The following is a 24987-nucleotide window of genomic DNA, read 5'->3' as shown; positions in this document are numbered from 1 at the left end:
GGTCATTTGTACTCCATGTCACGGTATTCAAGAGTCAGGTAGTATGAAAAGTATAATTAATGATCAGGTTGAGTACGATTCCACCAGAAAAAGCCTGAAACATCGCGATACTACAATAATCCTTTCGGCATCTACAGCGAGACTACTTGAGCTATTCATTGCCCATAAAAATCAACAACTCCATCGTGAGTTTATCATTGAAGAAGTATGGAAAAAGCATGGCATGGCCCCATCGGGTCATAGCCTTAATAAAAGTATCAGTATATTGCGAAAAGCATTTAGTGAGTTGGGGGCCGATAATCCCATTGAAACATTGCCCCGGCAGGGATTTTTGTTCCATGCTTCGGTCAATGATGAACAGTCATCTTTCAGTGGAGATGTACCTGTTCGTTCGGTAACAGAAACGGTGAACTCACCCGCAACACCGAAACGCAAAAATATTGTTCTGTTCATTTTATTGTTTGCCTTTCTTGGGAGCTCTGTTTTGATATTGCCAACTCTTAATTCAGGTGCCACGAATTTTATCTATATCAGGGCAATAGGTGATTGTGAACTTTATACTGCCGATGACAATAATGCTGATAAAACGAAAGCGTTTTTATCTTCTGATATGTGGCGAAAAATAAATGCGACTTGTCATGATGGCAAGAAAACAATTGTTTTTTATGATGATAATAATTTATCGACAGGTAATGATCTTAAAGAGAATTTTTTGGGGATCTGTACGCTGGATAAAGGAGGGGCTGCCCGTGAATGCGAAAATTATCTTTATTAGCGGGGCGATCTTTCTTGCGGTGATAACAGCATACTTTTTTTATCGCCATCAAGAACCTGAGACGCTGACCTGCTCTGCCAAGAATTACCTGCATCTGGAGGCGCAAACTCAGGGCGTAAAAATTGAAGGTGAAGTTCTGTTGGTTTTTCGTATTTCTTCCGCTACCGAAGGGCGGGTATCCCAGATAGGGAGCCTTAATATTCAGGGTAAGCACTATGCTGTAGATCGTAATGTTGTCCTGAATTTTATTGGCAAAGACCGTGACGGATATCTGCAGACTCGTCGCTTGGCTATTGTCAAAAATAAAAATGACAATGTTCCCGATGACATTACCGAACTGCTTATGTCTCAACAGGATATTTTCTATTATAAGGTCATCCGTATCGCAGGAAATGTCTATGCAATAAGAGATCTGCGACGTACGCTCATGGTTTGTCGGGCAGCATAAATCAAGGTAATGTGTTAGTATTTTGATTTTTGTGGTTGTATATTTTGTCGTTGCTTGTATTCGTGGTTTTTTGTTTTGCCTTGTAGTGAAAATGAGTAAAAGGATTTGTACTGATGAAAATTAGGAATTTTCCTTTTTTGATATTTAAAATGGATTTACCATTTAATGGGAATACGCATATGGATAATTGTGATTATAAACTCTGAAATTACGTGATATGGCTTATGGATAAAGTTAATTCACGAACCGCCTTATAATTACTGGAGGCTGAAGGTGTTGTATATTCTCTCGTGTATATAACGAGGGACCTGCTATGCCATAAATTTAAGTTGGTGGTAACTATGAATACGAAAAAGGTTTTTCTGCTCAGTTATGATATTTTTCTTTTCTCAGGGATAAAAGCGTGGCTGCCAAATCTGGTACTGGTTGATGCGCGATCATTTATTTCTGGTACACAGTCAGTTATTCCACGATACCCGTCCTGTTTGCTGGTGATCGATAACCGGTTACCATTGCTACTGGTCAGGAAATGGTTTCAGAGAAATAGCACGCAGTTTATCAACATCAACTGTATTGTTCTTCGGATGAATGAAACTCGTTCTGTTAATCGAGGATACGAGGAGTATGCTTTCATTAATGGACGAGAATTATCTGATCAATTGATTTCTCAGCTAAGAGCCAATTTAATGGCACCCAATGAGGTTGTGGAGGTCACTAAAGGTTCGACGATTTTTAATTTTCATTTGACTGAATTTGAAGAGGAAATGTTGTATTCATCATTCACAAAAGAAAAATTGCACGACTTTTGTATTGCTAACTCACTAACAACTAAGTCAGTTTATCGATATCGGGAGCGGATAACTGCTCGTCTGGGATTTTCTCATTTTAATGAAACTATCATTTTTTTAACCAGGAATAATTTATTGCATGAAGGCTACCCGACAAACAGTCATTCTGGCGAGAATGTAATTTATGGCGATGCATATGATGTTTCAGATTCTGGCCGACTGAGTATGGCAATAAGGAATGAAGAAATCATTCCTTATTTTCAGCCCATCGTAAATATCAATGGGGACGTCTGTGGTGTTGAGGTTTTGGCTCGGTGGCCACAGGGCCATAATTATGCGATTTCTCAGCGTGAGTTTATACCTCTGGCTGAAAAAAGTGGCTTAATGAATGAGTTAACGAGCTATTTAATGACCACCGTCGCGCGTAATCTGGTTGACGTAAGCGAGGATATCAATAAAACGCTATTCGTCTCCTTTAATGTCAGTCCATCAGGTTTAAGTAATCCCGTTTTTTATTGGGAATGCCTTAACTTTATGGAGATAACGCAAAGACTACCGATAAAATTAATGATTGAAATAACCGAAAATCAGACTCTAACTATCACTCCAGCTATCAAAGAGTTGATACGATCGTTGCGAAACAGAGGGGTGCTGTTTGCTTTAGATGATTTTGGCACGGGATACGCTAATCTCTGCTATCTCAATGAGTTAGACCTGGATGTAATCAAAATTGATAAAACGTTCATCAAGGCTATTAAAGAAGTTGAGCAACATATCCCTATGCTCGAGTCAATCATTCATCTTTCCGGACTCCTGGGGTTACGCATGGTGGCGGAAGGCGTTGAATATGGCTATCAGCAGCAATGGTTGCGGAAAAATAATGTGGATTACCTGCAGGGTTATCAATTTTTACCGCCAGTGATGTTTGATGATTTTATGCGTTTTTACAAGCAGTCTGTAGGGCTGTTTGAATCAGCGTCGGATTCAACTTTTTCAGCGTAAACCTGTCGTGAACATCAGGGGCGGATGCCTCTGATGCCGGTTTTTTTGCCGAGGTTAGTACTACAGATCCTGCCTGTCTGGTGAAGACGATAGCCTGTTCTGAGTGAAACATTGTTTGTTTATGTGTCTTTTACAGGGTATTTATAGCGGTATCAGCGTTAATCAAACCGCTTCCGAGGTTAGTCTATAGCCATGCGTCATTTCCTGACAAAATTAAGAGTCTGGCTTCCACCACCACTCATCTTAATATTATTCCTCATCGCGGATGCGTTGACGGCGATCCCGCGTTTCACATTTGGCGCGGCGACTATCGTAATAAGTGCATTGTTGGCTAGCGCCAGTTTGGCGATGATACTGCATACCGCGTGGCAGATGCGGAAGAAACGTACGACGCTAAACCCACTGCATGCAGAGAAATCGACCACGCTTGTTACTGGCGGATGTTATGCCTGGAGCCGCAATCCAATCTATCTTGGAATGAGTGGACTCCAGTTAGCTTTTGCTCTTTACGTCGGTAGCCTGATTGGAATATTGGTTGCACCACTGTTTATGCTGGCGGTTGCCAGATTGCACATTGATTTTGAAGAGGAACAACTGCGAAAACATTTCGGGCTGGAATGGAAACACTATGAGCAGCGTGTTCGCCGCTGGTTATAGCGTTCCCTTGCTGCGTACAGGATGCCTGTGACGACACGATTCGTGCGTAATTGAATCCGGATGATGCAAAAATAGGCGTTTGATTCGCAAGGCCATTGACGCGTCGCCCGGTTAGTTTTAACCTTCTACCCCGTGCTCACATTCGTGGACATGTCCTTTTCAGGGCCGATATAGCTCAGTTGGTAGAGCAGCGCATTCGTAATGCGAAGGTCGTAGGTTCGACTCCTATTATCGGCACCACCTTTTCTCGTAAAATCATCAAGTTACTATTGCAGTGTTTTGCTTTGTTCAGCACTAATGTGCATTTTGCGCGTTGCGGATGTGACAAAATGGAGGCAACTGATGATCAATATATTTGTTTCAATGAGTTGAACAATGCAAAGTGGGAGTTTTGTAAGACGTGCAATCGCAGGTCCTCGCCATTCTGTGAGCGGAGATTTTAGCTCCGAATTACATGAAAACCACAATTTTACTTAGGGATGGGGTGATTTTACATGAATAAGAACATTTACCTAGAAAAAACAAGCGACTAACATAAACTTATTGGCAGAAATCCTTGTCATCTTGCGCTGTATTTTTTAATCTATCTTCAATATCTACCAGAAGATAGGCCCCTCATGAAATTCCAGGACATTGCTACTTTTTCCGGAAATATTCTCACCTTTTTGGGATTGCCAGCACTGATTTTTTTTAATTTTTCCTCTTTTTTGTTTTTTCTGAATGAATGGAAGATTCCTTTCATATGTGGTTCTGTTGTCATTCTAATAACTACATTAATTTATCATCGAAAAAAAAGACGTTATCCCAACAAGTCGAGTTGTTTCTCATTGCTTGTGTTGTTTTTTGCAATGGGTTGTGCGATTTTCTACCAACCATACCCTGAATTTGCACAGATAAGCATTTCTGGCTTCTATAATGAAAAAGATGGGGGGTGGAACAGTAGTAATACAGATGAAAATGCTTATGACATCACTCACCAGATGGAGGAGACGTGGAAAAGGGCCACATCTAAAGAGAATCCTTCATTCCAATTTGTGCCCCCGTTTGCGGTTGAGAACTGGCAATTTCCGACATTGTTTTTGACTCATCGTTCTAAACAGCAAATAATTAATTTGGCTGAAGCGAATTCTCGCTCAGTCGTAACGTTGGTAGGGTTTACACGTGATAATAAAATAGAGAAAATCCACTATAGTTTGAACGGGAAGTTGTTATCACCCAATGCGCATAGCATTAATTTAGAGAGTAGATGGTTTAATCAGATTTTTGATAAAATTATTTCGCAATCACAGTTAACTGATGCTCAAAAGCGAGAGATAATAGCTAAGATCCTCTTCATTGATATAAATGCCCGTACACTAAGTGCCCGAAAAGATGAAATGGACGCTATTGGTATGGCTAACCTGGTCGTTAAGATAAGAAGTGAGGTCATTGATTTAAAAGGAAGATATCCTTTTATAGACGATGAGCTCAACTTTTTGATGGCTGGTCTGACAGCTTCTTTCGTAGATGTTTATAGTGCAGAACTATCTGATGACGTCGCTGCTGGGTTTTTAGTGCAGGCACTCAGCTTTCATCCGTATTATCCTTATCCAGATAAGGAGAGTTTTCAACGCGCTTATGTCAAAAATAGTTATGATAAATGGAAACTAACTAATGACGCTGAAAATGATGTGACTTTATTGAGCCACCTTGCGCAGTTGACATATTTTATCGAAGATACTAAGGAAAAAGAAAAGATCATTGATGACTTTAAAAATCAGGTTTTTCTTCAAAACCAATCGCCTACGATTTTTTATTCAATGTTAGAAATGATCAAAACCAGTAATTCACTGCTTGATATACCAGTTAAACAAATTCATGAAATTAAAGAAATAGAAGATTATACGGATAATTTTCTTTATCAACATCCTGGCATGGATGATGAATTCATTGAGTTAAAAAGCGCATTGTTATACGGTGTATGCCATACCTGGTATGTTAATCATAATCGAAAAAAAGATGCTTCAAGGTTATTGGGGAAATTCACAAATATTGTGGATAATAATCCTAATGTGTTGCATTTTTTAATGAAAATGAAACAAGAAGATAGTGAATGAAAATAATAGTGCCTGAATCCTCGTTTTAGCTTGTAATAGCAAAAACGCGCTTAGACGCCCCTGTCTGTTGGTGGCTAACTGGTACTATATCACTTGGTTTTTCATTAAAATGGCTGATAATATCGAGCGGCCCTGCGCCAGGGCCGATTCGTTTACTGAGCAGATTTAGCAAGATGTAAATGCAATACGCTTCAACCCCTCTACCGCTTTTTCGAGGTAGGCGCGTGGACATCCCATGTTCAGGCGGATAAAACCTTTTCCAGCAAGACCAAAGCTATTTCCCATTGAAGGCGCAATACCGGCAACATCAAGCATTACCCATTTGAGCTGCTCATCATCCAGTCCAAGCGCTTTGCAATCTATCCACAGTAGATAAGTTGCCTGGGAAGGAACAACCCGAGCCCACGGGAGATGTTCATCAATTTGTTGAATAAACCAGCGTCGATTTTCAGCCAGATAGCTAAGTAACTCGTCTAACCATGGTGCACCATGTTGCCATGCTGCCGTACTCGCTTCGACGGATAGCGCATTGAATACATCCAGCCCATGTGCATCCAGACGGCGTAAAAAGTGTTCACGCAATGCCGGTGCCGGTATCAGAAAATTAGCAATACGCAATGTCGACAAACCAAACGTTTTACTGGCTGAAGTGGCTGAAATTACACGCGAATGCCAGCGTTCTCCCAGATGCAGAACTGAAGTAAATTGTTCTCCAGGAAGCAATAAATCTGCCCATATTTCATCAGACAGCAACGTCACATCATAGGTTTCGCACAGCGTAAGTAGCTGTTCCAGCTCCTGTACAGACCAACAACGGCCGGTTGGGTTATGCGGATTACATAAAATCATCAACGGTGGACGTTCAGTCCGGAATAACATTTCCAGGTGAGCAAAATCCATTTGATAACCGGTAGCCGGGTCCTCATACAACGGATTTTCCAGCAACTGTCTGCCGTTCAAAGAGATAATTTTAGCGAATGAGCCATAATAAGGCCCCTGAACGACTACGCCTTCACCGGGTTGGCTCAGCATTTGTACGAGTAGCGATAATCCCGGAACAACACCTTCAATACTGCAGATCCACTCTTGCTTGATTTCCAGCTGATGCCGGGTTGAGAGCCATGAGATTAATGAATCAAAGTAGCTTTGTGGCCGTTCGCTGTAACCAAAAATACCGTGCCCGACGCGGTGAGTTAAAGCCTCCTGAACAGCGGGCGGGCAAGTGAAGTCAAAATCAGACACCCACATTGGCAACAGTTGATGTGTATCCTCGCCGAAATATCGCGCCATAAAGTCCCATTTCAGCGAGGCTGTATCGTGGCGATCGATAATCTTATTAAAATCCATTACATGCTCTCCCTATTCTGTTGCCGTAATATTTTTTTCTGTTTCTGTCACTGATGGCGCCTTCGCAATACCGATTCCCGTGAAGCCGTAAATCAAGGCGAAGAAGATTGCGGCATAGCACTGAATCGCCCATGGCAATAAATCCAGTGTGCTCACTCCTAATGTTGTGGCCATATAAACTCCGGCGGCGGTCCATGGCAACAACGGCTCAATGACGGTGCCAGCGTCTTCAATTGTGCGGGACAGATTTTTGGTATCCAGTCCCATGCGGCGGTATGCGTCTTTAAATAATTCAGCTGGAACCAGAAGAGCCAGCTTGCCGTCGCTTGTCGCTCCGGTAACAAGAAGGGTGGTACCAATGGTTGCCGCAATTAACTGACCGACGCTGTGAATGACCGTCAGTAAGCGGTTAATGATAATGTTGAGTGCGCCCGTTAACGTTAAGGCACCGGCAAAAGAAAATGCGCAAAATACCAGAAGAATAGTGCTCATCATTGAGAACATTCCGCCACGGTTCAGCAGGCGCGGAACATCAGCAATAATGCCCTCACTCCCTTGCGGGAACATAGTAATGTTGAACCCATCTATAAAGGCATCCAGCCCCTGCTTGATGCTGAGTCCTTGCATGACAACGCCCAGAATCAGGGCTAATACGCATGCGCTCAGCATTAAAGGAATGACCGGCTTTTTACGAATCGCGCCCCACAACACAATAACCGGCGGCAAAATCAGAATGATATTGAAGTGGTATAGCGACTCCAGAGCGTTGACAATATCTGTAACCCGTTGCGGTGTGGCGACCTCGCCGAGCATATTGCTGTGGCCCGCAATAAGATAAACCACGGCGGCAAGCAGAAAGCTGGGAATAGTGGTCCACAATAAGTGCTGGATATGCTCGAAAAGGGTGGTATCTGCGACAATGGCCGCAAAGTTGGTGGAGTCTGACAGCGGCGATATCTTGTCACCGAAGTAAGCGCCAGAAACAACGGCACCTGCCGCTGCTGCCAATGAGACATCCAGTCCGGCGGCAACCCCCATCAGCGCTACGCCAACCGTTCCGGCGGAACCCCAGGAGGTTCCGGTACACACCGATACGACGCTGGTCAAAAAGAACGCGGCGATGAGAATGTATTCGGGGCTGATGAGTTTAAGTCCCCAGTACACCATGTAAGGGATGGTGCCGCTGAACATCCATGTACCAATCAGGCCGCCAACACAGATAAGAATCATGATAACCGGCATTGCTTTGGCGAGTTTATCCACCACCGAATTAATGATGTCTTCCCAGCAATACCCTTGCCACCAGGCCATGCCAGCGGCGACTGCAGCAGAACAAAGCAATAAAGGCTCAATACGTAGCCCCATGATGCCGTAGCCAATAATTAACAGCAGTAGCATGGCTAAAATAGGGATCACTGCCAGTCCAAATGAGAGTGCTTTTTTCTGATTTTGAGAGGCATTCATTCATGAATCTCCAGTCTGTAAGGTCGCTCAAGAGTAGAGAACACTCTTTTGTCTGACTGTGATCGTTCATTGGCCCTCATGTAAGCGATTACATGAGGGCGCTAAATTTGAAGTTGATCACAACTCAGGGGCTTGACGATTTACGCATTGATTTCAGAGAGAGGGGGGAAGAACAGAATCGCGGATCACCAGCTCTGCAGTGAAACTATTCACGCTGGGACGCTGAGTTGCGCCCTTAAAAAGCTGTATCGCCAGCTGCGAAGCGCAGCGAGCCATGCGCTCAACGGGATAATGCATTGTTGTGAGTGCAGGGTAGAGATAGCGGGCCATCACCACATCATCAAATCCAACGATCGAAAGCTGTTGCGGAAGTGTAATTCCCTGCTGATGGAGGATGCGCATAATCCCGGCGGCCATCACATCATTAAATGTCACCGCTGCGGTGAAAGGAATGCCGCAATTAAGCAGCTGATGTGCAGCGCGTTCGCCACCTTCTTCATTAAAGGGTACGCTAATCACCCAATTTTTATCTGGCGTAATACCATATTCAGCCAGCGCCTGGCGATAACCTTCCAGCCGCTCACGGCGATCGATAATCGGTAAGTCACTTGTCACGCAGGCAATACAACGGTGTCCTTGCTCCAGGAGATGTAGCGTGGCTGTTTTAGCTGCTTGACTATTTTCCAGCCACACGCAGCGATTGGCCATCCCGGCAATATAGCGATTTACGACCACCATGGCAGGAAAATGAGCGGCATATCGCAACAGTTCCTTTTCAGACAGTCTACTGGCATGGACCACAATAGCTTCGCAGCCCTGGTTTATCAGGAAATCGAGTCCTGATTTCTCCATTCCTTCATCGTGACCGCCGCTGCATACCATCAGCCGAAACTGCTGCTGGCGTGATACTTCTTCCACGCCTCGTGCAAGCCTGGCAAAAAAGGGATCGGCAAGATTGCCGGTCAATAACCCGAGCATGTCACCGCTGCGTTTCGCTAATGCAATAGCGGCAGCATTGCGATGATAGTTCAGTTCGCGCATGGCTTTTTCAACACGCTCACGCGTCACGGGTTCAACCCATGCGGTTTGATTAATAACACGTGAAACTGTTGCGGTGGACACTCCCGCTGACTCTGCAACATCTTTTATCGTTGCCATGCTGGCTCTTTACCTTTTTAATACTTAAGAATTTGCTTATCGCTGGTTTTTTTCCTTATCTTATTCAGGTTGGGAGGATTTGTCACCGATACATCCTCTGAGTATATCTACTCAGAGGCTTATTTTTAGTATTTAATTATTCAATACTATCCTGAGTATTATTATACTTACATACGATATTCGATCATCCCGCTCTTTTTGGCCACCCAGTCATACAGACGTTGCCCACGGAGATTGGTTTCATGCGTATGCCAGTATAATCTTGACGCGTGATGTTTTTTGGCTTGTTGTTGGACATATTCGATAAGTTGTTTACCGATGTGTTGGCCGCGTACATCTTCGCTAACAAATAAATCTTCGAGATAGCAATAGTTTGATTCTGCCCAGGTTGAGCGGTGAAAGAGATAATGAACCAGCCCCACTATTTTCCCATCATATTTTGCAACAGCACAATAAACAGGTTCGCTCGGGGTAAAGAAACGCTCCCACGTTAATTTTGTTACTTCATCTGAAATTATAGTGCGGTAAAATGTTTGATAGTTTATCCATAAAGGAAGCCAGCTGGCGTAGTCTTTTTGTTCTGCACTTTCAATAGTAACGGCATTCATGTTAATCATATATATCCTGATATTTTATACGAGTAATGTGTTAGTATGATGATACTAAGAATTTTATAAACTCTCGTAAAGAGACACTTTCGATATATTGATAGGATCCACTTTAGTATAAAGGTTAATACAATGAAGAAAAACAATGCGCCTTTATTTCAAGGATTTGTTTTAGGAAAAGGTGCGGTTAAGGAGCAGGTTTACCACATCCTCCGCGATCACATCCTCGAAGGGCGATTGCCGCCAGGAACAAAAATGCCGTCAACCAGGGCGTTGTCCGAAATGATGTCAATTTCACGAAACTCAGCGATCGCCGGTTATGACCGGCTATTAGATGAAGGGTATATCCTGACTCGTAAAGGGTCTGGAACGTATGTCTCACATCATATTCCGGATCGGAGTATCAGCAATAGCTATCCAGAGATGGCGTTGGTGGACGTCGTATCGCCTGATGAGCAGGTTCACAGCCGAAATAATCCTGCTCGCGATTTATGGTCAAATGAGTATGAAGGGCGCGGCATGAACCGTCTATTTGCGGTTGGTGTCGGGTGTACGGATCTCTTCCCGCATGGGTTATGGGGAAAGCTACTGCAACGAGTCTGGAGACAATCCCGGCATCAACTGGGAGCTCACACTCATCCTTGCGGGTACCTTCCTTTGAGAAAAGCGGTTTGCCGCTACATTAAAACAACGCGTGGAGTGAACTGTAACGAAGATCAAATAATCATCGTAAATGGTATTCAGCAGGCATTGAACATTACTGCACGAGCATTGCTGTCGGCAGGAAATGAAGTTTGGCTGGACGACCCGGGTTACAAAGGCGCCCGCGGAACCTTCATGTCTGTTGGTGCTATGGTGAGGCCGGTACCGGTAGATAGCGAAGGAATGAACGTCCGCTATGGTATTGATCATTTTCCTGACGCTAAGCTGGCCTATGTCGTCCCGTCGGATCAATATCCATTAAGTGGAACGTTGAGTTTATCCCGGCGTTTTGAGTTGCTGGAATGGGCGAAGTCGAATCAGGCATGGATATTTGAAGATGATTATAATAGTGAGTTCCGTTATGCCGACCGTTCTTTACAAGCTCTGCAAGGATTAGATCAGAATCAACGCGTAATCTATGCCGGAACATTTTCTAAAATGATGTACCCGGAATTCCGTTTAGGTTTTTTAGTTGTTCCGCCGGATTTACAAGAACAGATTATGGTGACCAAATATTATTCCGATCTCGGTACCAGTTATCTTGAACAAGCAGTGATGGCAAATTTTATTGAGGAGGGGCACTATGCCAGTCATGTGCGTCGAATTCGCAAAGCATGCTATGAAAGAAGAACTGCGTTGGTCAATGCTATTCAATGCTATCTTGCTGATAAAATGATTATTCAACCTTCAGACTCAGGCGTTCATATCGTATGTTGGTTGCAAAATGGGATGACTGGGAGTGAAGTTGAAGAGAAAGCCAGATTACTAGGGATGGGAATACTATCACTAAGTCGTTATTACCAGAGCGATGTCTCACGACAGGGGATTTTGATTGGTTTTGCAAATCATCCGGTAGAGGCAATTGTTGATGGGATTCGCCGTCTGGCTCAGGTTATTTAACTTATAATTTATTCAGCTCTTAGCATTAATGCAGTAAATACGTTTCTTTTGCTACGTGTAAAAATGTTGTGCCTGTTTTTTGTACAATTAAATAGTGTGGATCTGTTAAAAACACGCATTGTGGTTCTTTTGGACTGTCCAGTTTGATCATACTCTGCGCTGGTTTAGCCCTGTTTTGTAAGAGGTATGGATATGTCGGGCATCTTTAATCAATTTCATCAACCCGTTGGTATGACTTTGTCTGACTGGAAAGGCGCTCCCTTTCCACAGGCTCAGCAAATTACAGGTCGCTATTGTAAGCTTGAACGTATTAACGCCGAACGCCATGCAAAAGAGTTGTATGAAGCGTACAGCGAAGCAAGCGATTGTCGTGACTGGACATATCTCGCGGTCGGGCCTTTTGAGACCTTCGATACCTTCCTGGATTATGTAAAAAAGATGGAAGAACAGACCGATCCGATGCATTTTGCTGTGATCGATTTAACCAGTATGAAACCTGTTGGTACGTTTGCACTGATGCGGATTGATCCCTCAAATGGCGTGATCGAAGTTGGCCATGTTTCCTACTCCGTACGCATGAAACGTTCGCGAATCTCAACAGAAGTCATCTCATTGCTTTTAAAGTACGTTTTTGAGGATCTGGGCTATCGCCGTTTTGAATGGAAATGCGATGCTCTCAATGCTCCTTCCCGTGGGGCGGCGGAGCGCTTTGGCTTCAGTTTTGAAGGCATATTTCGTCAGGCTGTCGTCACGCGGGGGCGTAATCGAGATACCGCATGGTACTCAATCATTGACGGTGAGTATCCGTCACTTCGACCGGCCTACGATATGTGGCTCGATGAGCGTAATTTCGATAATCAAGGACGGCAGATTAGGCGTCTTGGCGAGCTGATGGAAAGGGGATAAAAAAGCTCCCCGAATAAACCGGGGAGCCAGAAAGCGTAGCGCCCGTGTAGAATTATCTCTGCCGCGACTCAAGCCAGACCAGCGCCAGCGTGGAGAGTCCGCACATCAGCAGAATGCCGACAAACCAAAACAGATACCACATCGTACAGTCCTCCTTAATAAAGTTCGTGGTTGTGGCGGCGGATCGTTTCTACATTGATGCGCCCGAGCATTTTGTAATAACTCCACACGGTATAAAGCAGAACGATCGGTAGAAAAATCAGCACAATAACCAGCATGATACTGAGTGTCATCTGGCTGGAGGTGCTGTCCCACACCGTCAGGCTGGAGAGCGGATACGCGCTTGAAGGCATCACAAACGGAAACAGGGTGATTCCAGCGGTGAAGATCACGCAGGCCTGGCCCAGTGAAGCAAACAAAAATCCCCATACGGCCCGACGTTGTCCGCAGGCATAGATCGCGAGCATCGGGAAAATCATGCCAAGCAGCGGAATAATTAACAGCAGTGGTGACTGATAAAAGTGCGCCATCCACGCGCCCGGCGAGGTAGTTACTGCTTTTAATAGCGGGTTGGAAGGACCATTAGGATCCTGGCTTAGCAACACATAGCCATCGATCCCCGTCCATAGCCAGTAACCGGCTAACAGAAAGCAGAGCACGACCAGCATCGCGCTGCGGCGGGTAGCAGACAGCGCACGTTGGTGAAGAATGCCGTCGGTCTTCAACTGGAGCCACACGCCCCCTTGCAGAATAACCAGCATCAGGCTTAATGCGCCGCACAGCAGGGCAAAGGGTGAGAGTAACTGCCAGAAGGTGCCCAGGTATTGCACATGAAGCTGTGGAGTGAAGATAAAAGGCACGCCCAAAAAAAGGTTGCCGAACGCGACGCCGAAGATAACTGGAGGGACCAGACTGCCAATCACCAACCCGGTGTCCCACATGGCGCGCCAGCGTGCATTGGCTATTTTTCCACGATAATCAAAGGCCAACGGGCGAAAGAAAAGGGCGCACAGCACCAGAATCATCGCCACATAAAACCCTGAAAATGCCGCGGCATAGACCCGCGGCCAGGCCGCGAATAATGCACCGCCCGCCAGAATGAGCCACACCTGGTTACCTTCCCAGTGCGCTCCGACGCTATTGATTAGTACCCGACGCTCATCATCGTTACGCGCGATCAGCGGCAACAGGCAGCCAACCCCCATATCAAACCCGTCGGTGACCATAAATGCCACTAGGATGATGCCAATCAGCAGCCACCAGATGAGCCGCAACGTTTCATAATCCAACATGATTATCTCCTTTATCCCTGTTGTTGCGCTGGTTGTTGGTTATGCATTGCATCCGGGCCAAGGCGCGCGTATTTCTGCATCAGGTAGACTTCGGCAATTAAAAACAAGGTGTAAAGCGTGAGAATTAGCCCCATGGAGAAGGCCAGTTGGCCTGCGCTTAACGCGGAGTGGGCGTACCAGGTCGGCAAAATATCCTGAATCGCCCACGGCTGGCGGCCAAACTCCGTCATAAACCAGCCCGCTTCAATGGCAATCCACGGTAGCGGCAAGCTCCACAGTGTCATGTGCAGTACCCAGCGATGCTGGTCGATACGCCAGCGTAAGGTCTGTATCAGAGCAATCGCCATCACCAGCAGCAGAAGTGAACCGCATGCAATCATGATGCGAAAACTCCAGAATACCGGTGCTACTTGCGGGATTGCACCGCGTTGCGCGGCCTGATATTGCTCCGGAGTGACATGGTTCATATCAGGCGCGTAGTTCGCCAGCAGGATGCCGTAACCCAGATCTTTCTCCACAGCGTGAAAAGCGTTCAGCACCTGAGGCGTGCGGTTACCTTTGGCGATTTCCTGCATCAGCAGCCACGCTTCCCGACCTCGTTGCAGGCGGGGAAGAGCATCCTCCATCAGATTTTTCAGCCCCGGAACCGGCGTGTCTAAAGAGTGCGTGGCCAGGATGCCCAGCAGAGCCGGTATCTTCACAGCAAAGGCGTTACGTTCTTGCTCCTGCTGCGGCCAGGCGATGACATGAAAGGGTGCGGGTGCCGGTTCGGTTTGCCATTCGCCTTCCATTGCCGCCAGTTTTACCGGCTGGCGTTGGGCAACCTCATAGGCTGAGCTATCACCCAGTTGTAGAGTGCCGAGGATAGCCAGCGTGCCAAAAACGGAACCCACCGCGAAGGAACGCCGGGCGAACTCGCGATTGCGACCGCGCAGCAAATACCAGGCGCTGATGGACATCACAAACATGGCGCCGGTGACATAACCGGACATCACGGTATGCACAAATTTCACCTGGCTGATGGGGTTAAAGACCAGCTCGCTAAAGCTGCTCATCTCCATACGCAGGGTATCAATATTAAAGTGAGCGCCGGTTGGATATTGCATCCAGCCGTTGGCGTTGAGGATCCACAGGGCCGAGATATTGGAACCAAACGCGACCAGCCAGGTGACCATCAGGTGTTGGTATTTGGTTAAGCGCTGCCAGCCGAAGAAGAACAGACCAACAAACGTGGATTCGAGGAAGAAGGCCAGCAGGGCTTCCATTGCCAGAGGCGCGCCAAAAATATCGCCCACATAGTTAGAATAGAGCGACCAGTTAGTACCGAACTGAAACTCCATGGTCAGGCCGGTTGCCACGCCGAGCGCAAAGTTAATCCCGAATAACTTGCCCCAGAAACGCGTCATGTCGCGGTAGACTGTTTTGCCCGTCACCACATAAATGGTTTCCATGATGGCCAGCATAAAAATTAGCCCCAGCGTCAGGGGAACAAACAGAAAATGGTACAGCGCGGTCAGCGCAAACTGCCAACGCGATAAGTCAATGACGTCCCACATGCGAACTCCATCAGGCATTAGAGAGTGAATAGATAAGGAAGAAAACGCCAGACCCGCAGCATAAAAGCATGCGGGCCGGGAGAGAGGGTCAGGCCGGTGGACCGGATGCCAGCCAGCCGCAGACTTCATCCAGACGCTGGAGCGAGTCGCGAAGATCTTCTGGCGCAGCCTGCACCAGTTCCGGTAATGGACAGATCTCATAACTTTCGAGCAGAAGCCCTTTCAGGGTATCCAGACAGCGCACATGCCAGACATGGCGCAGCGCCGTGGCGTCGATTTGGCTCTCGCCGTAGCCGATAGTGCGGATCTGGATGTGTCCTTCGCCACATAACCGAGCAAGAAACAGGCGATCCGCATCGCTAATCGGCAGTTGGGTGAGGTTAATGCTATGGGGTTGCAAGACCGGATCGCGCACGTGCGCCAGCAGTTCCTGAGCCAGCGTCAGGCCATTCATTAGCCCGTCCACCGGCGGGGGCAACAGGCTGTCGTCCGGCAGTGTACTGAACGTTGCCGCCAGCCACAGTGCACGCGGCGCGCTGCCTGCTTCCAGATGCTCCTCCCACTGTCCCTTGTCATTCTGACAACGCACCCGCCAGATGCCGCAGAAAATCGACTCCTGGATCTCGCACGCTCTGCCGTCAGCATGCTGGATGCGCACTGAAACTTCGCCTTCGCCGAGCAGCGTATTCAAAAACGTGAGATCGTCTGCGTTGAGCGCGGATAAATCCCATCCCAGCACGTCCTGTTTGGCGGGTATGCGCCTCCTGAGCTGCTGGCGCACATCGGCTAACAATGCCATCACCGCCGGACTGTGCGGACAGTTTTCCAGTGATGCCATGCTGGGGTCGCTGTTGACCTGGCAAATGAGGGGCAAAGGATTCATGCTGAAGCTGTCATCGTCCGGCTGCGTTCCCGGCCCCAGCAGATGAAAAAAAGTGTCGCTCATCGTTCAGACTCCGGCGGCGTGCGTGGTTCAACTAAGGGGCGCATCAGGTTGAGCAGATCGGCCCACGGGTGGATGCCGCTGAGAATGCCGCGCAGCTCACCTTGGGTAAATACCAGGGTAGCCGGGAAGCGGAATACGCCAAAACGATCGCCAATCGCCTCGCTATGCTCGAGATCCGCCATGGCGATGTGCCAGTCAAACTGGGGAAACTCGCGGAGCAACTCGGCAATCATCACTGGATTATCGCTGACTTCCGGTGTACGGCGGGGATCGCTACTGAGTAACACCACACCGTCGCGAACGTGGGTTATCCAGTCATCCAGTTCGGGCGCGGTTAGCGGCTGCCAGCCCCTGGCCAGCATACGTTGCCATAGAGCAGGAAAAGGATTGTCATTCAACATGTTGCTTATCTCTCCAGCGTTACGCGATACTGGCGAATATGCACGCCTTCATAGTTTTCCATCGACAGGCATTCATAGTTCAGGCAACGCGTTTCATCGTTGGTCTGTGGCACAATCCCCCACGCAGCCAGTTGCGTAAGTGCAGCCTGCTCCGCCGCCGGAAGCTGAGCACGCGCGATGTCGGTCAGGCTGCCGCCATAGTCGTCCAGCTGTACCGGTTGAAGTCCTACAAGGGCGATGTGCGGGGGCAGATGGCCGCGAATGTCCGCCAGCGCCAGCACTTCGGAGAAACTGTTCTGATGCAGACTCATTTTTTTGGCGCTGAGGTAACTGGGGACTTTTTCACCGGCGTAGGTTTGCAGGGTGCCCGGCGCGAGACCGTAGTCGATGGCGTCCAGCAGCAGCAGATGACTGGCCTGCTCAACGTAGCCCAGCAGATTCAGCCCCTGCGTGCCGCCGTCGACGATCTCAACGTATTCCGGCCAGTGATAATGGGAGTACAGGCGTTCGGCGACGCGAATACCAAAGCCTTCGTCTGCCCACAGCAGGTTGCCTAAACCCATCACGATGACGTGTGGTTCGCTCATGACGCCTCCTTGTCGTGCTGACCTTTGGGAAATTTGTGGCTGCGGTAGCCATTGACCATGGTGGAGATGACGGTATCGTCAGACATGATGTCCTCACGAATCGCCATATACACATGGCCTACGATGAAGGCGGCGATGAACCACATCCCCAACCGATGCCAGCTGTGGATATCGAGAGAGTTCCCACCGGTCCAGTAGAAAAACTCCGTCACATAGCGGAAAGGGGTAAAAATGGCGTACTGGCTATGTTCGCTGTATAAGGCAAAACCGGTGAGGATCATAAAAACGGAGAGCAGGAAATAACCGCACATCGCCGCCTGCGCGATGGGGTTATGACCGATATCATCTCCCGGTTTTTTTTCCAGAAACAGATACCAGCGCACGACCGAAAACGCGCCTCGCCACCAGCTGCGCCGCCAGACCGGCACGATAAAAAGTTCTCGTGAATAGCGGTTACCGACGAAGGCCCAGTAAATGCGCATCAGCAGGATCACCGTGAACACCATGGCGGCGGAGAAATGCACCAACCGGATGTCGCCCATATAGAACAGATAAGTGGCCTCACCGCTGACCGACGGCAGCGGTCGGCCAATGAAGTATCCGGTCACCATCAACACCAACATGCAGCCGACCGTCAGCCAGTGCCACAAGCGCACAGGCGCTTCAAACACATAGTGGCTGATAGCGGTATCACGCGCCTCCCCGACGCGTGGGGATGTTTTTCCAGTCATCGTTCCGTTCCTTAACGCTTAGCGAACCTGGACGGCGATAAGTTCGCTGCCGTCGTCGCCGAGTACGTGGGTTGAACATGCCAGGCAGGGATCGAAGCTGTGCAAGGTGCGCAGGATCTCCAGCGGTTGATCCGGTATCGCCATTTGGGTGCCCATCAGCGCCGCCTCGTAAGCGCCAATTTGTCCCTTCGGATCGCGCGGACTGGCATTCCAGGTGGTCGGCACCACACACTGATAGAGATCGATTTTCCCGTCGCGAATCGATGCCCAGTGACCTAACGCGCCGCGCGGTGCTTCGGTAAAACCGATCCCGCGGCACTGCTGCGGCCAGCTTTCAGGCTCCCATTTTTCGGTGTTTGCGGTCGCCAGATTGCCGTTTTTCAGGTTGGTCATTAGCTTGTCGAAGAAATATTGCAGTTTGCTCACGGCCCACTGGGCTTCGTGCGCGCGGCACAGAATACGCCCCAGCGTCGACTGCATACCCGAAAGCGGCAGCTTGAGGGCAGACATCATGCGATCGACGGATTCAATCGTGGCGGCATCCCCTTTGTGATAGGCAATCAGCGTGCGCGCCAGTGGTCCAACTTCCATGGCGTGTCCGCGCCAGCGCGGGGCTTTAATCCACGAATAGCGTTCCTGTTCGTTGAGCTGTTTGATATCAATATCGCTGCCTTTGACATCGCCCGGGTTATACCAGGGTTCAGTAATCCCTTCGAACGGGTGACGACCTAATTGATCGTCCGGATAACGGTACCAGGCATGATCGACAAACTCCTGAATTTGTTGCTGATCGGCTAGATCCACTGGCAGCACGTTTTTAAAATCACCGTTAATCACCGCGCCGCCTGGCATCAACAGGCTCTTCGCGCTGAAGTCATTGGCGATATCCGGGAACGCGCCGTAGCTCAGGACGCACTTATCAGAAAGCCCGGTGCCAATCTGGCTCCAGGACTTATTGAACTGGCCGATAGCCAGCGCGTCAGGCACCATGACGTTGTTGATGAAATCAGCGGTGCGGGTGATGATCGACTGCACCAGGTTCAGGCGTTCCATATCGACTGCGCCAACCGCGCCGCGCTGATCGATATTAATCGCGCACGGCATACCGCCGACAATCCAGTTAGGATGCGGGTTCTTACCGCCAAACACCGTATGGATTTTGATGATCTCACGCTGAAAATCGAGAGCTTCCAGATAATGGGCAAAGCCCATCAGGTTAGCCTCAGGCGACAGTTTGTACTGCGGATGACCCCAATAACCGTTGCGGAAAATCCCCAATTGACCGCCGTCGACAAATTTCTTCAGGCGATTTTGGACGTCAAAAAAGTAGCCAGGGGAGGACTTCGGCCAGGCAGAAAGGCTTTGCGCCAGCTGTGATGTGGCGCGCGGATCTGCTTTCAGGGCATTCAGCACGTCAATCCAATCCATTCCGGCTAACTGGTAAAAGTGCACCAGATGGTCGTGGCACCACAGCGTCGCCAGCATAATATTGCGAATGATGTTGGCGTTGTCGGGCACCTTGATGCCAATGGCATCTTCAATGGCATACACCGATGCCAGGGCATGTACGCCGGTGCATACTCCGCAAATACGTTCGACAAATGCCCAGGCATCGCGAGGGTCGCGCCCCTGCAGAATGATCTCCAGTCCGCGGAACATAGTGCCGCAGGAAACCGCGTTGGTGATGATGTTCTGTTCATCAATGTTCACTTCACAACGCATATGGCCTTCAATGCGGGTTATGGGGTCCACAACCAGGCGGCGACCCGCATTGTTTAACGTATATCCCTGGGTTTGATACGAGTTGCTCATGCCTGGTTATCCTCTTTGTCCGGCTGCGGTTGTTCGGCTTCTGTTAACTGCTGTTTGTGGCGGTTATGTTGATTGACGGCGCTGGCGACTGCGTGGACGCCGACGCCAGCCGCCACTACGCCGAGCGCGGTGAGGCCCACGGTGTCAGCGGTAGAATGCGTTCCCATCTGTGGAATATCGACCACGCGGCTGTAGAACGAACCGCGATCCCAGAAGCCGTTCTCCGAACATCCCAGACAACCGTGGCCGGACTGGATGGGGAAGGAAACGCCACCATTCCAGCGGGTGGTGGAACAGGCGTTATAGGTGGTTGGCCCCTTGCAGCCCATTTTGTATAGGCAATAGCCTTTGCGGGCAGCGTCATCGTCCCAACTTTCAACGAACTCCCCGGCGTCAAAGTGGGCGCGGCGGTAGCATTTGTCATGAATACGCTGACCATAAAACATCAGCGGACGCCCCAGACGATCGAGTTCCGGCAGCCTTCCAAAGGTCACCATGTAGGTAATGATGGCGCTCATGACGTCTGGAATCGGCGGGCAACCGGGCACTTTCACGATAGGCTTATCGGTAATCACTTTATCGATCGGTGTTGCCTGAGTTGGGTTAGGCCGGGCAGCCTGCACGCAGCCCCAGGAGGCGCAGGTGCCCCAGGCGATAATCGCGCTGGCACCGGCGGCGGCTCTTTTAAGCTTTTCAATAAACGGTCGCCCGCCACTAATGCAGAACATCCCTTGTTCTCCCAGCGGAGGATTACCTTCGACGGCCAGAATGTATCGGCCGTGGTAGCGGCTTAGAATGTCTTCAAAGACCTCTTCGGCCTGTGTTCCGGCGGCGGCCATCAGTGTGTCGTCGTAATCAAGGGAAATCAGAGAGAGGATGACGTCTTTGGCGAGTGGGTGAGAGGAGCGGATAAATGATTCGGTACAGCAGGTGCATTCCAGACCGTGGATCCAGACGACCGGGATCCGGGGTTTGTTTTCCAGCGCCCAGGCGATTCTGGGCGTCATTCCGGCTCCCAACCCTAGCGATGTTGCCGCGAGGCTACAATATTTAAGAAAACTGCGTCTGCTCACGCCCTTGCGGCGCATCGCCTGATAAAAGGTCTCCTCGTTATTCGTATTCATAACACGCGTTTCTTCCCCCGTTGAGTTCTGGCGCACGCCGCCAGCGATAATCTAAAAAAGCCTATCCGATTAGCGGGGAGAAACAATGCAAAGTGTGTGGTTATGTCCTATTGCGATATTTTCGTGCCTGTTATCTGTTTTTCGCTTTTCGGCAATAAAAAAACGCACAGGGGGGACCGCCCTGTGCGTCGGGTTTATCGCGGAAGAACTTAAACCCCAAGGCGATCGCGTAAGCTGTAATAGGCCGCGCCCATGGCGGTAAACGGAATGCGCAGGCTGCGGCCTCCCGGGAACGGGTAATGCGGCAGTTTGGCGAACGCGTCAAAACGCTCGGCATCCCCGCGCAGCAGTTCCGAAATCAGCCGTCCTGCCAGGTGGGTACAAGTCACGCCGTGGCCGCTGTAGCCCTGCATATAGTAAATGTTGGTATCAAGACGGCCGAACTGCGGCATGCGCGACAGCGTTAACAGGAAATTACCGGTCCAGCGGTAATCAATTTTTACCCCCTGCAATTGCGGGAAGGTCTTCAGCAGTTTCGGCATCACCAGACGCTCAATATCGTCCGGATCGCGAGCGCCGTAGACTACACCGCCGCCGTACAGCAGGCGGTTATCGCCGGTCAGACGGTAGTAATCCAGCAGGTAGTTACAATCTTCCACACAGTAGTTTTTCGGGATCAGCGAGCGCGCCATCTCCGCCGACAGCGGTTCGGTGGTTAACACCTGCGTGCCGCACGGCATGCTGCTTTTTGCCAGCGCAGGTTCCAGTTTGTCGCCGAGGTAGGCGTTGCCCGCGACAATCACAAAACGTGCCGTAACCTGACCTTTTTCGGTGCTGACCACCGCCGGGGTGGTGTGCTGAATACGCGTCACAGGCGATTGTTCGAACACACGCCCGCCGTTCAGACGAATGGCGTTAGCCTCGCCAATCGCCAGGTTTAGCGGATGAATATGACCACCGCTGTGGTCTAGTAGCGCGCCGACATAACGATCGCTGCTGACTTCGCGGCGAATTTCGCTGCTATCCAACAGTTCAAGCTGCGTATTGCCGTAGCGTTCCCAGTTCGATTTCTGCTCCTCCAGCGTTTCCATCTGTTTGTGGTTCAGGGCCACAAACAGCCCGCCAGGACGATAGTCGCAGTCGATCTGATAACGTTTGATACGTTCGCGAATGATATTGCCGCCTTCAAACATCATACTGCCAAGCATTTTAGCGGCGTCCGGGCCGTAGGTGCGTTCAATGACGTCGATATCGCGACTGTAGGAGTTCACCAACTGACCACCGTTGCGCCCGCTGGCTCCGAAGCCAATTCGTGCGGATTCCAGTAGCACCACGTCGTAACCCATCTCTGATAAATGCAGGGCGGAGGAGAGTCCGGTATAACCACCGCCCACGACGCAAACATCACAGCTTACCGATTCGCTAAGGGTCGGGAACGGTTCGTATTGATTGGCGCTTGCGGCGTAATAACTGCTGGTATGTTCAGTCATGATTAAGACTCCAGGGAGATCCAGATGGTTTTTAATTCGCTAAATTTTTCCAGCGCATGCAGGGATTTATCGCGTCCGTTACCGCTTTGTTTATAGCCGCCGAATGGCACGGTCATATCACCGTCGTTGTAGTTATTCACGAAGACCGAACCGGCCTTCAGGCGGCGACTCATGCGGTGCGCGCGCGACAAATCGCGGGTCCAGACCGCGGCGCCCAGACCGTAGTCGCTGTCGTTGGCCAGCGCCAGAGCTTCGGCTTCACTGCTAAAACGAGTGATGACCAGTACCGGGCCGAAGATCTCATCGCGGCTGACGTGGGCTTGCGGCGCGGTGTCGACAAAAATAGTCGGGCCGATGGCCGCCGGGTGTACGTGGCTGCGGCCATCCAGCGCCAGCGTGCCTTGCGCTTCACCGTCGCGAATAAAACTGTGAACGGTGTCGGCATGCGTGTTGTCGATAAGCGTGCCCATCGTGGTTTCCGGATCCAGCGGGTTGCCCGGCTGCCAGTTTTTCGCCTGCTCTTTTAAAAGCGCGATAAACTCGTCGGCAATACTTTCTTCCAGCAGCAGACGTGTACCGGCGATACAAACCTGGCCCTGGTTATAGAAAATACCTGCCGCTGCATTAGCGGCGGCTTTCGGCAGATCCGGGCAGTCGGCAAATACGATGTTGGCACTTTTACCGCCGGCCTCCAGCCAGACGCGTTTCATGTTGCTGTCGCCAGCATCTTTGAGCAGTTGCTTGCCGGTGCGGGTCGAGCCGGTAAAGGTGATCACATCAACATCCGGATGCAGCGACAGTGCCTGGCCCGCTTCGTGACCGTACCCGCTCACAACGCTGAGCACGCCATCGGGCAAACCTGCTTTTTTAGCCAGTGCGGCCAGGCGAATCGCGGTCAGCGGTGATTTTTCGGAAGGCTTGAGGATCACACTGTTACCCGCAGCCAGAGCCGGGCCGAGTTTCCAGCAGGCCAGCAGCAGGGGAAAATTCCACGGCACGATGGCCGCAATCACGCCCACCGGTTCGCGGACAATCAGCGCTAAATCGTTCACCGAGGTAGTGGCAACTTCACCATAGACTTTATCTATCGCCTCGGCGTACCAACGGATGGCGCGTGCCGCGCCGGGAATATCATCACGCAGGCTATGGCGAATCGGTTTACCGGTGTCGAGCGTTTCCAGTAGCGCCAGCTCCTCGTGATGCTGCTCCATTAAATCGGCGAGTTTGTGCAGCACCGCTTTGCGCTCTGCGGGTGATGCCTGCGACCAGTCCCCGCGTTCAAACACGGTGCGGGCTGCGGTGACCGCGCGGTCAACATCCGCTTTTTTGCCGCGGGCGACTTTGGCGAGCGGGCGTTGTCCTGCCGGATCCTGGGTAATAAAGGTTTCGTTATCGGCGGCGGCACAATATTCGCCGTTAATAAATAAACGGGTTTCCGGTGAATAATGGCTGGCTTTCTCACGCCAATATTTAAGATTCTGAAAGTTCATAGCTACTCCTTTTATATCAATAAGATAAAGTTCGTTGCTGATCTTTTTCAGGCAAAATCAGGCTGCACGATACCCCAGGGATGTACCCTGTTAATGCGCGTTATTTAAGAAGGCCTGAGAAACTCAGGCCGTTACTGATTAGAACGTGGTGGGAGTGTGGGCACTGATGATGCGGCAGATCCCCGCCGAGGTGTTGCTGAAGCTGTGTGGTATGCCGGTGTTAATGGCATAGCTTTGCCCTGCAACAAGAGGATACGTTTGACCGTTGATGGTCAGTATCACTTCACCTTCCAGTATTGTGCCAATCTCTTCACCCTGATGTTTAATTCTCTCCCCGGTTGTCGTGCCTGGCTGATAGGTTTCAAACATCATTGCCAGCGTACGATTCGGATTTCCGTTGTGTACCAGCTTCATGGATACTCCCTGACTCCCGATCTCAATCAAATCATCCTGATTGATAACCACCTGCGGTTCGTCAGGCTTTTCCGGTTCCGCGAAGAACTCGGAGAGCGACAGCCCATATACTTTCAATAGCTTTTGCAGCGTACTGATGGCAGGACTGACTTTATCCTGCTCTATGGTGCTGATGGCGCTATGCGTTAACCCAGACAGTTCGGCGGCACGACGCTGCGAAAGACCCAATTGCTGGCGGATCTCTGACAAACGTTTACCCGGCGCCAGGCCGTCATCGCTCATAATTGCATTTC

At 49.6% G+C, this 24987-nt stretch carries 23 protein-coding genes and 1 tRNA gene; 8 read left to right on the top strand and 16 right to left on the bottom strand.

Features of this window, described 5'->3' with window-relative positions:
* The first annotated feature begins 43 nt into the window (after positions 1-43).
* The 6 genes from OGX66_RS11970 (at position 44) to OGX66_RS11945 (ending at position 5766) form a co-directional block, all read left to right on the top strand.
* Positions 44-775 (top strand): winged helix-turn-helix domain-containing protein, encoded by a 732-nt coding sequence (locus OGX66_RS11970; protein ID WP_044702485.1) that lies wholly within the window; start codon positions 44-46, stop codon positions 773-775.
* The gene (locus OGX66_RS11965) at positions 750-1223 is read left to right on the top strand and encodes a FidL-like protein (protein ID WP_003838775.1); all 474 of its coding nucleotides are present in this window, start codon (positions 750-752) and stop codon (positions 1221-1223) included. Before OGX66_RS11970 ends, OGX66_RS11965 begins: the two co-directional genes overlap by 26 nt.
* Positions 1224-1564: 341 nt before the next feature.
* Positions 1565-3013: an EAL domain-containing protein gene (locus OGX66_RS11960; protein ID WP_044714368.1), complete on the top strand. Its 1449-nt coding sequence runs from the start codon at positions 1565-1567 to the stop codon at positions 3011-3013.
* A 192-nt stretch (positions 3014-3205) separates the two neighbouring features.
* Positions 3206-3670, top strand: coding sequence for a methyltransferase family protein (locus OGX66_RS11955; protein ID WP_003843778.1), 465 nt, complete (start codon positions 3206-3208; stop codon positions 3668-3670).
* A gap of 164 nt (positions 3671-3834) precedes the next feature.
* Positions 3835-3910, top strand: a tRNA-Thr gene (locus OGX66_RS11950).
* Between the two features lie 377 nt (positions 3911-4287).
* Positions 4288-5766, top strand: coding sequence for a hypothetical protein (locus OGX66_RS11945; RefSeq protein ID WP_088902689.1), 1479 nt, complete (start codon positions 4288-4290; stop codon positions 5764-5766).
* 165 nt (positions 5767-5931) lie between these two features.
* Here OGX66_RS11945 and OGX66_RS11940 read toward each other — a convergent pair whose 3' ends face one another.
* From OGX66_RS11940 to OGX66_RS11925, 4 genes are all read right to left on the bottom strand, one after another.
* Positions 5932-7113 (bottom strand): MalY/PatB family protein, encoded by a 1182-nt coding sequence (locus tag OGX66_RS11940; protein ID WP_088902688.1) that lies wholly within the window; start codon positions 7111-7113, stop codon positions 5932-5934.
* 12 nt (positions 7114-7125) lie between these two features.
* On the bottom strand, positions 7126-8577 hold the full coding sequence (gene nhaC, locus OGX66_RS11935) for a Na+/H+ antiporter NhaC (RefSeq protein WP_003838742.1): 1452 nt from the start codon (positions 8575-8577) through the stop codon (positions 7126-7128).
* A gap of 153 nt (positions 8578-8730) precedes the next feature.
* Positions 8731-9735 carry a LacI family DNA-binding transcriptional regulator gene (locus OGX66_RS11930; RefSeq protein WP_016149641.1) on the bottom strand — a complete coding sequence of 335 codons (1005 nt, stop codon included), beginning with the start codon at positions 9733-9735 and terminating at the stop codon, positions 8731-8733.
* Positions 9736-9902: 167 nt separating this feature from the next.
* A complete protein-coding gene (locus tag OGX66_RS11925) occupies positions 9903-10352 on the bottom strand; it encodes a GNAT family N-acetyltransferase (RefSeq protein ID WP_003838738.1) in 450 nt (149 codons plus the stop codon).
* A 123-nt stretch (positions 10353-10475) separates the two neighbouring features.
* Between OGX66_RS11925 and pdxR the strand changes: the two genes are divergently transcribed.
* Both pdxR and OGX66_RS11915 read left to right on the top strand, forming a co-directional pair.
* Positions 10476-11945 (top strand): MocR-like pyridoxine biosynthesis transcription factor PdxR, encoded by a 1470-nt coding sequence (gene pdxR, locus OGX66_RS11920; protein ID WP_270921555.1) that lies wholly within the window; start codon positions 10476-10478, stop codon positions 11943-11945.
* A gap of 192 nt (positions 11946-12137) precedes the next feature.
* Positions 12138-12851, top strand: coding sequence for a GNAT family N-acetyltransferase (locus tag OGX66_RS11915; protein WP_071696922.1), 714 nt, complete (start codon positions 12138-12140; stop codon positions 12849-12851).
* A gap of 52 nt (positions 12852-12903) precedes the next feature.
* Here OGX66_RS11915 and cbdX read toward each other — a convergent pair whose 3' ends face one another.
* The 12 genes from cbdX to puuR all read right to left on the bottom strand — a co-directional run bounded on the left by cbdX (position 12904) and on the right by puuR (position 24976).
* Positions 12904-12993, bottom strand: coding sequence for a cytochrome bd-II oxidase subunit CbdX (cbdX, locus tag OGX66_RS11910; RefSeq protein ID WP_003838732.1), 90 nt, complete (start codon positions 12991-12993; stop codon positions 12904-12906).
* Positions 12994-13006: 13 nt separating this feature from the next.
* Positions 13007-14143 carry a cytochrome d ubiquinol oxidase subunit II gene (appB, locus tag OGX66_RS11905; protein ID WP_003838730.1) on the bottom strand — a complete coding sequence of 379 codons (1137 nt, stop codon included), beginning with the start codon at positions 14141-14143 and terminating at the stop codon, positions 13007-13009.
* An 11-nt stretch (positions 14144-14154) separates the two neighbouring features.
* A complete protein-coding gene (gene appC / locus OGX66_RS11900) occupies positions 14155-15699 on the bottom strand; it encodes a cytochrome bd-II oxidase subunit 1 (RefSeq protein ID WP_008321019.1) in 1545 nt (514 codons plus the stop codon).
* An 88-nt stretch (positions 15700-15787) separates the two neighbouring features.
* Positions 15788-16645 carry a hydrogenase expression/formation protein gene (locus OGX66_RS11895; RefSeq protein ID WP_270921556.1) on the bottom strand — a complete coding sequence of 286 codons (858 nt, stop codon included), beginning with the start codon at positions 16643-16645 and terminating at the stop codon, positions 15788-15790.
* The gene (gene hyaE, locus OGX66_RS11890) at positions 16642-17046 is read right to left on the bottom strand and encodes a hydrogenase-1 operon protein HyaE (RefSeq protein WP_003847722.1); all 405 of its coding nucleotides are present in this window, start codon (positions 17044-17046) and stop codon (positions 16642-16644) included. The genes OGX66_RS11895 and hyaE overlap by 4 nt, the downstream gene beginning before the upstream one ends.
* A 5-nt stretch (positions 17047-17051) precedes the next feature.
* Positions 17052-17633 carry a hydrogenase 1 maturation protease gene (hyaD, locus tag OGX66_RS11885; RefSeq protein ID WP_003847720.1) on the bottom strand — a complete coding sequence of 194 codons (582 nt, stop codon included), beginning with the start codon at positions 17631-17633 and terminating at the stop codon, positions 17052-17054.
* Positions 17630-18364, bottom strand: coding sequence for a Ni/Fe-hydrogenase b-type cytochrome subunit (gene hyaC / locus OGX66_RS11880; RefSeq protein WP_032948616.1), 735 nt, complete (start codon positions 18362-18364; stop codon positions 17630-17632). Before hyaC ends, hyaD begins: the two co-directional genes overlap by 4 nt.
* Before the next feature lie 18 nt (positions 18365-18382).
* A complete protein-coding gene (hyaB, locus tag OGX66_RS11875; protein WP_008321012.1) occupies positions 18383-20176 on the bottom strand; it encodes a Ni/Fe-hydrogenase large subunit in 1794 nt (597 codons plus the stop codon).
* Positions 20173-21300 carry a hydrogenase 1 small subunit gene (hyaA, locus tag OGX66_RS11870; RefSeq protein ID WP_071681424.1) on the bottom strand — a complete coding sequence of 376 codons (1128 nt, stop codon included), beginning with the start codon at positions 21298-21300 and terminating at the stop codon, positions 20173-20175. Before hyaA ends, hyaB begins: the two co-directional genes overlap by 4 nt.
* Before the next feature lie 209 nt (positions 21301-21509).
* A complete protein-coding gene (locus OGX66_RS11865; protein ID WP_003838714.1) occupies positions 21510-22790 on the bottom strand; it encodes an NAD(P)/FAD-dependent oxidoreductase in 1281 nt (426 codons plus the stop codon).
* A 2-nt stretch (positions 22791-22792) separates the two neighbouring features.
* Complete coding sequence (gene puuC, locus OGX66_RS11860) at positions 22793-24280, bottom strand: aldehyde dehydrogenase PuuC (RefSeq protein ID WP_003838712.1); 1488 nt, start codon at positions 24278-24280, stop codon at positions 22793-22795.
* A 138-nt stretch (positions 24281-24418) separates the two neighbouring features.
* Positions 24419-24976, bottom strand: a complete 558-nt coding sequence (puuR, locus tag OGX66_RS11855) for an HTH-type transcriptional regulator PuuR (protein WP_003830877.1) — start codon at positions 24974-24976, stop codon at positions 24419-24421.
* Positions 24977-24987 lie beyond the last annotated feature (11 nt).

Origin of the sequence: Citrobacter sp. Cf072 (genome assembly GCF_030334485.1) — a bacterium.
GTDB classification, from domain to species: Bacteria; Pseudomonadota; Gammaproteobacteria; order Enterobacterales; family Enterobacteriaceae; genus Citrobacter; species Citrobacter freundii.
Note: the sequence above shows the minus strand (reverse complement) of the source record. Positions and strands in the feature narration are given on the sequence as shown.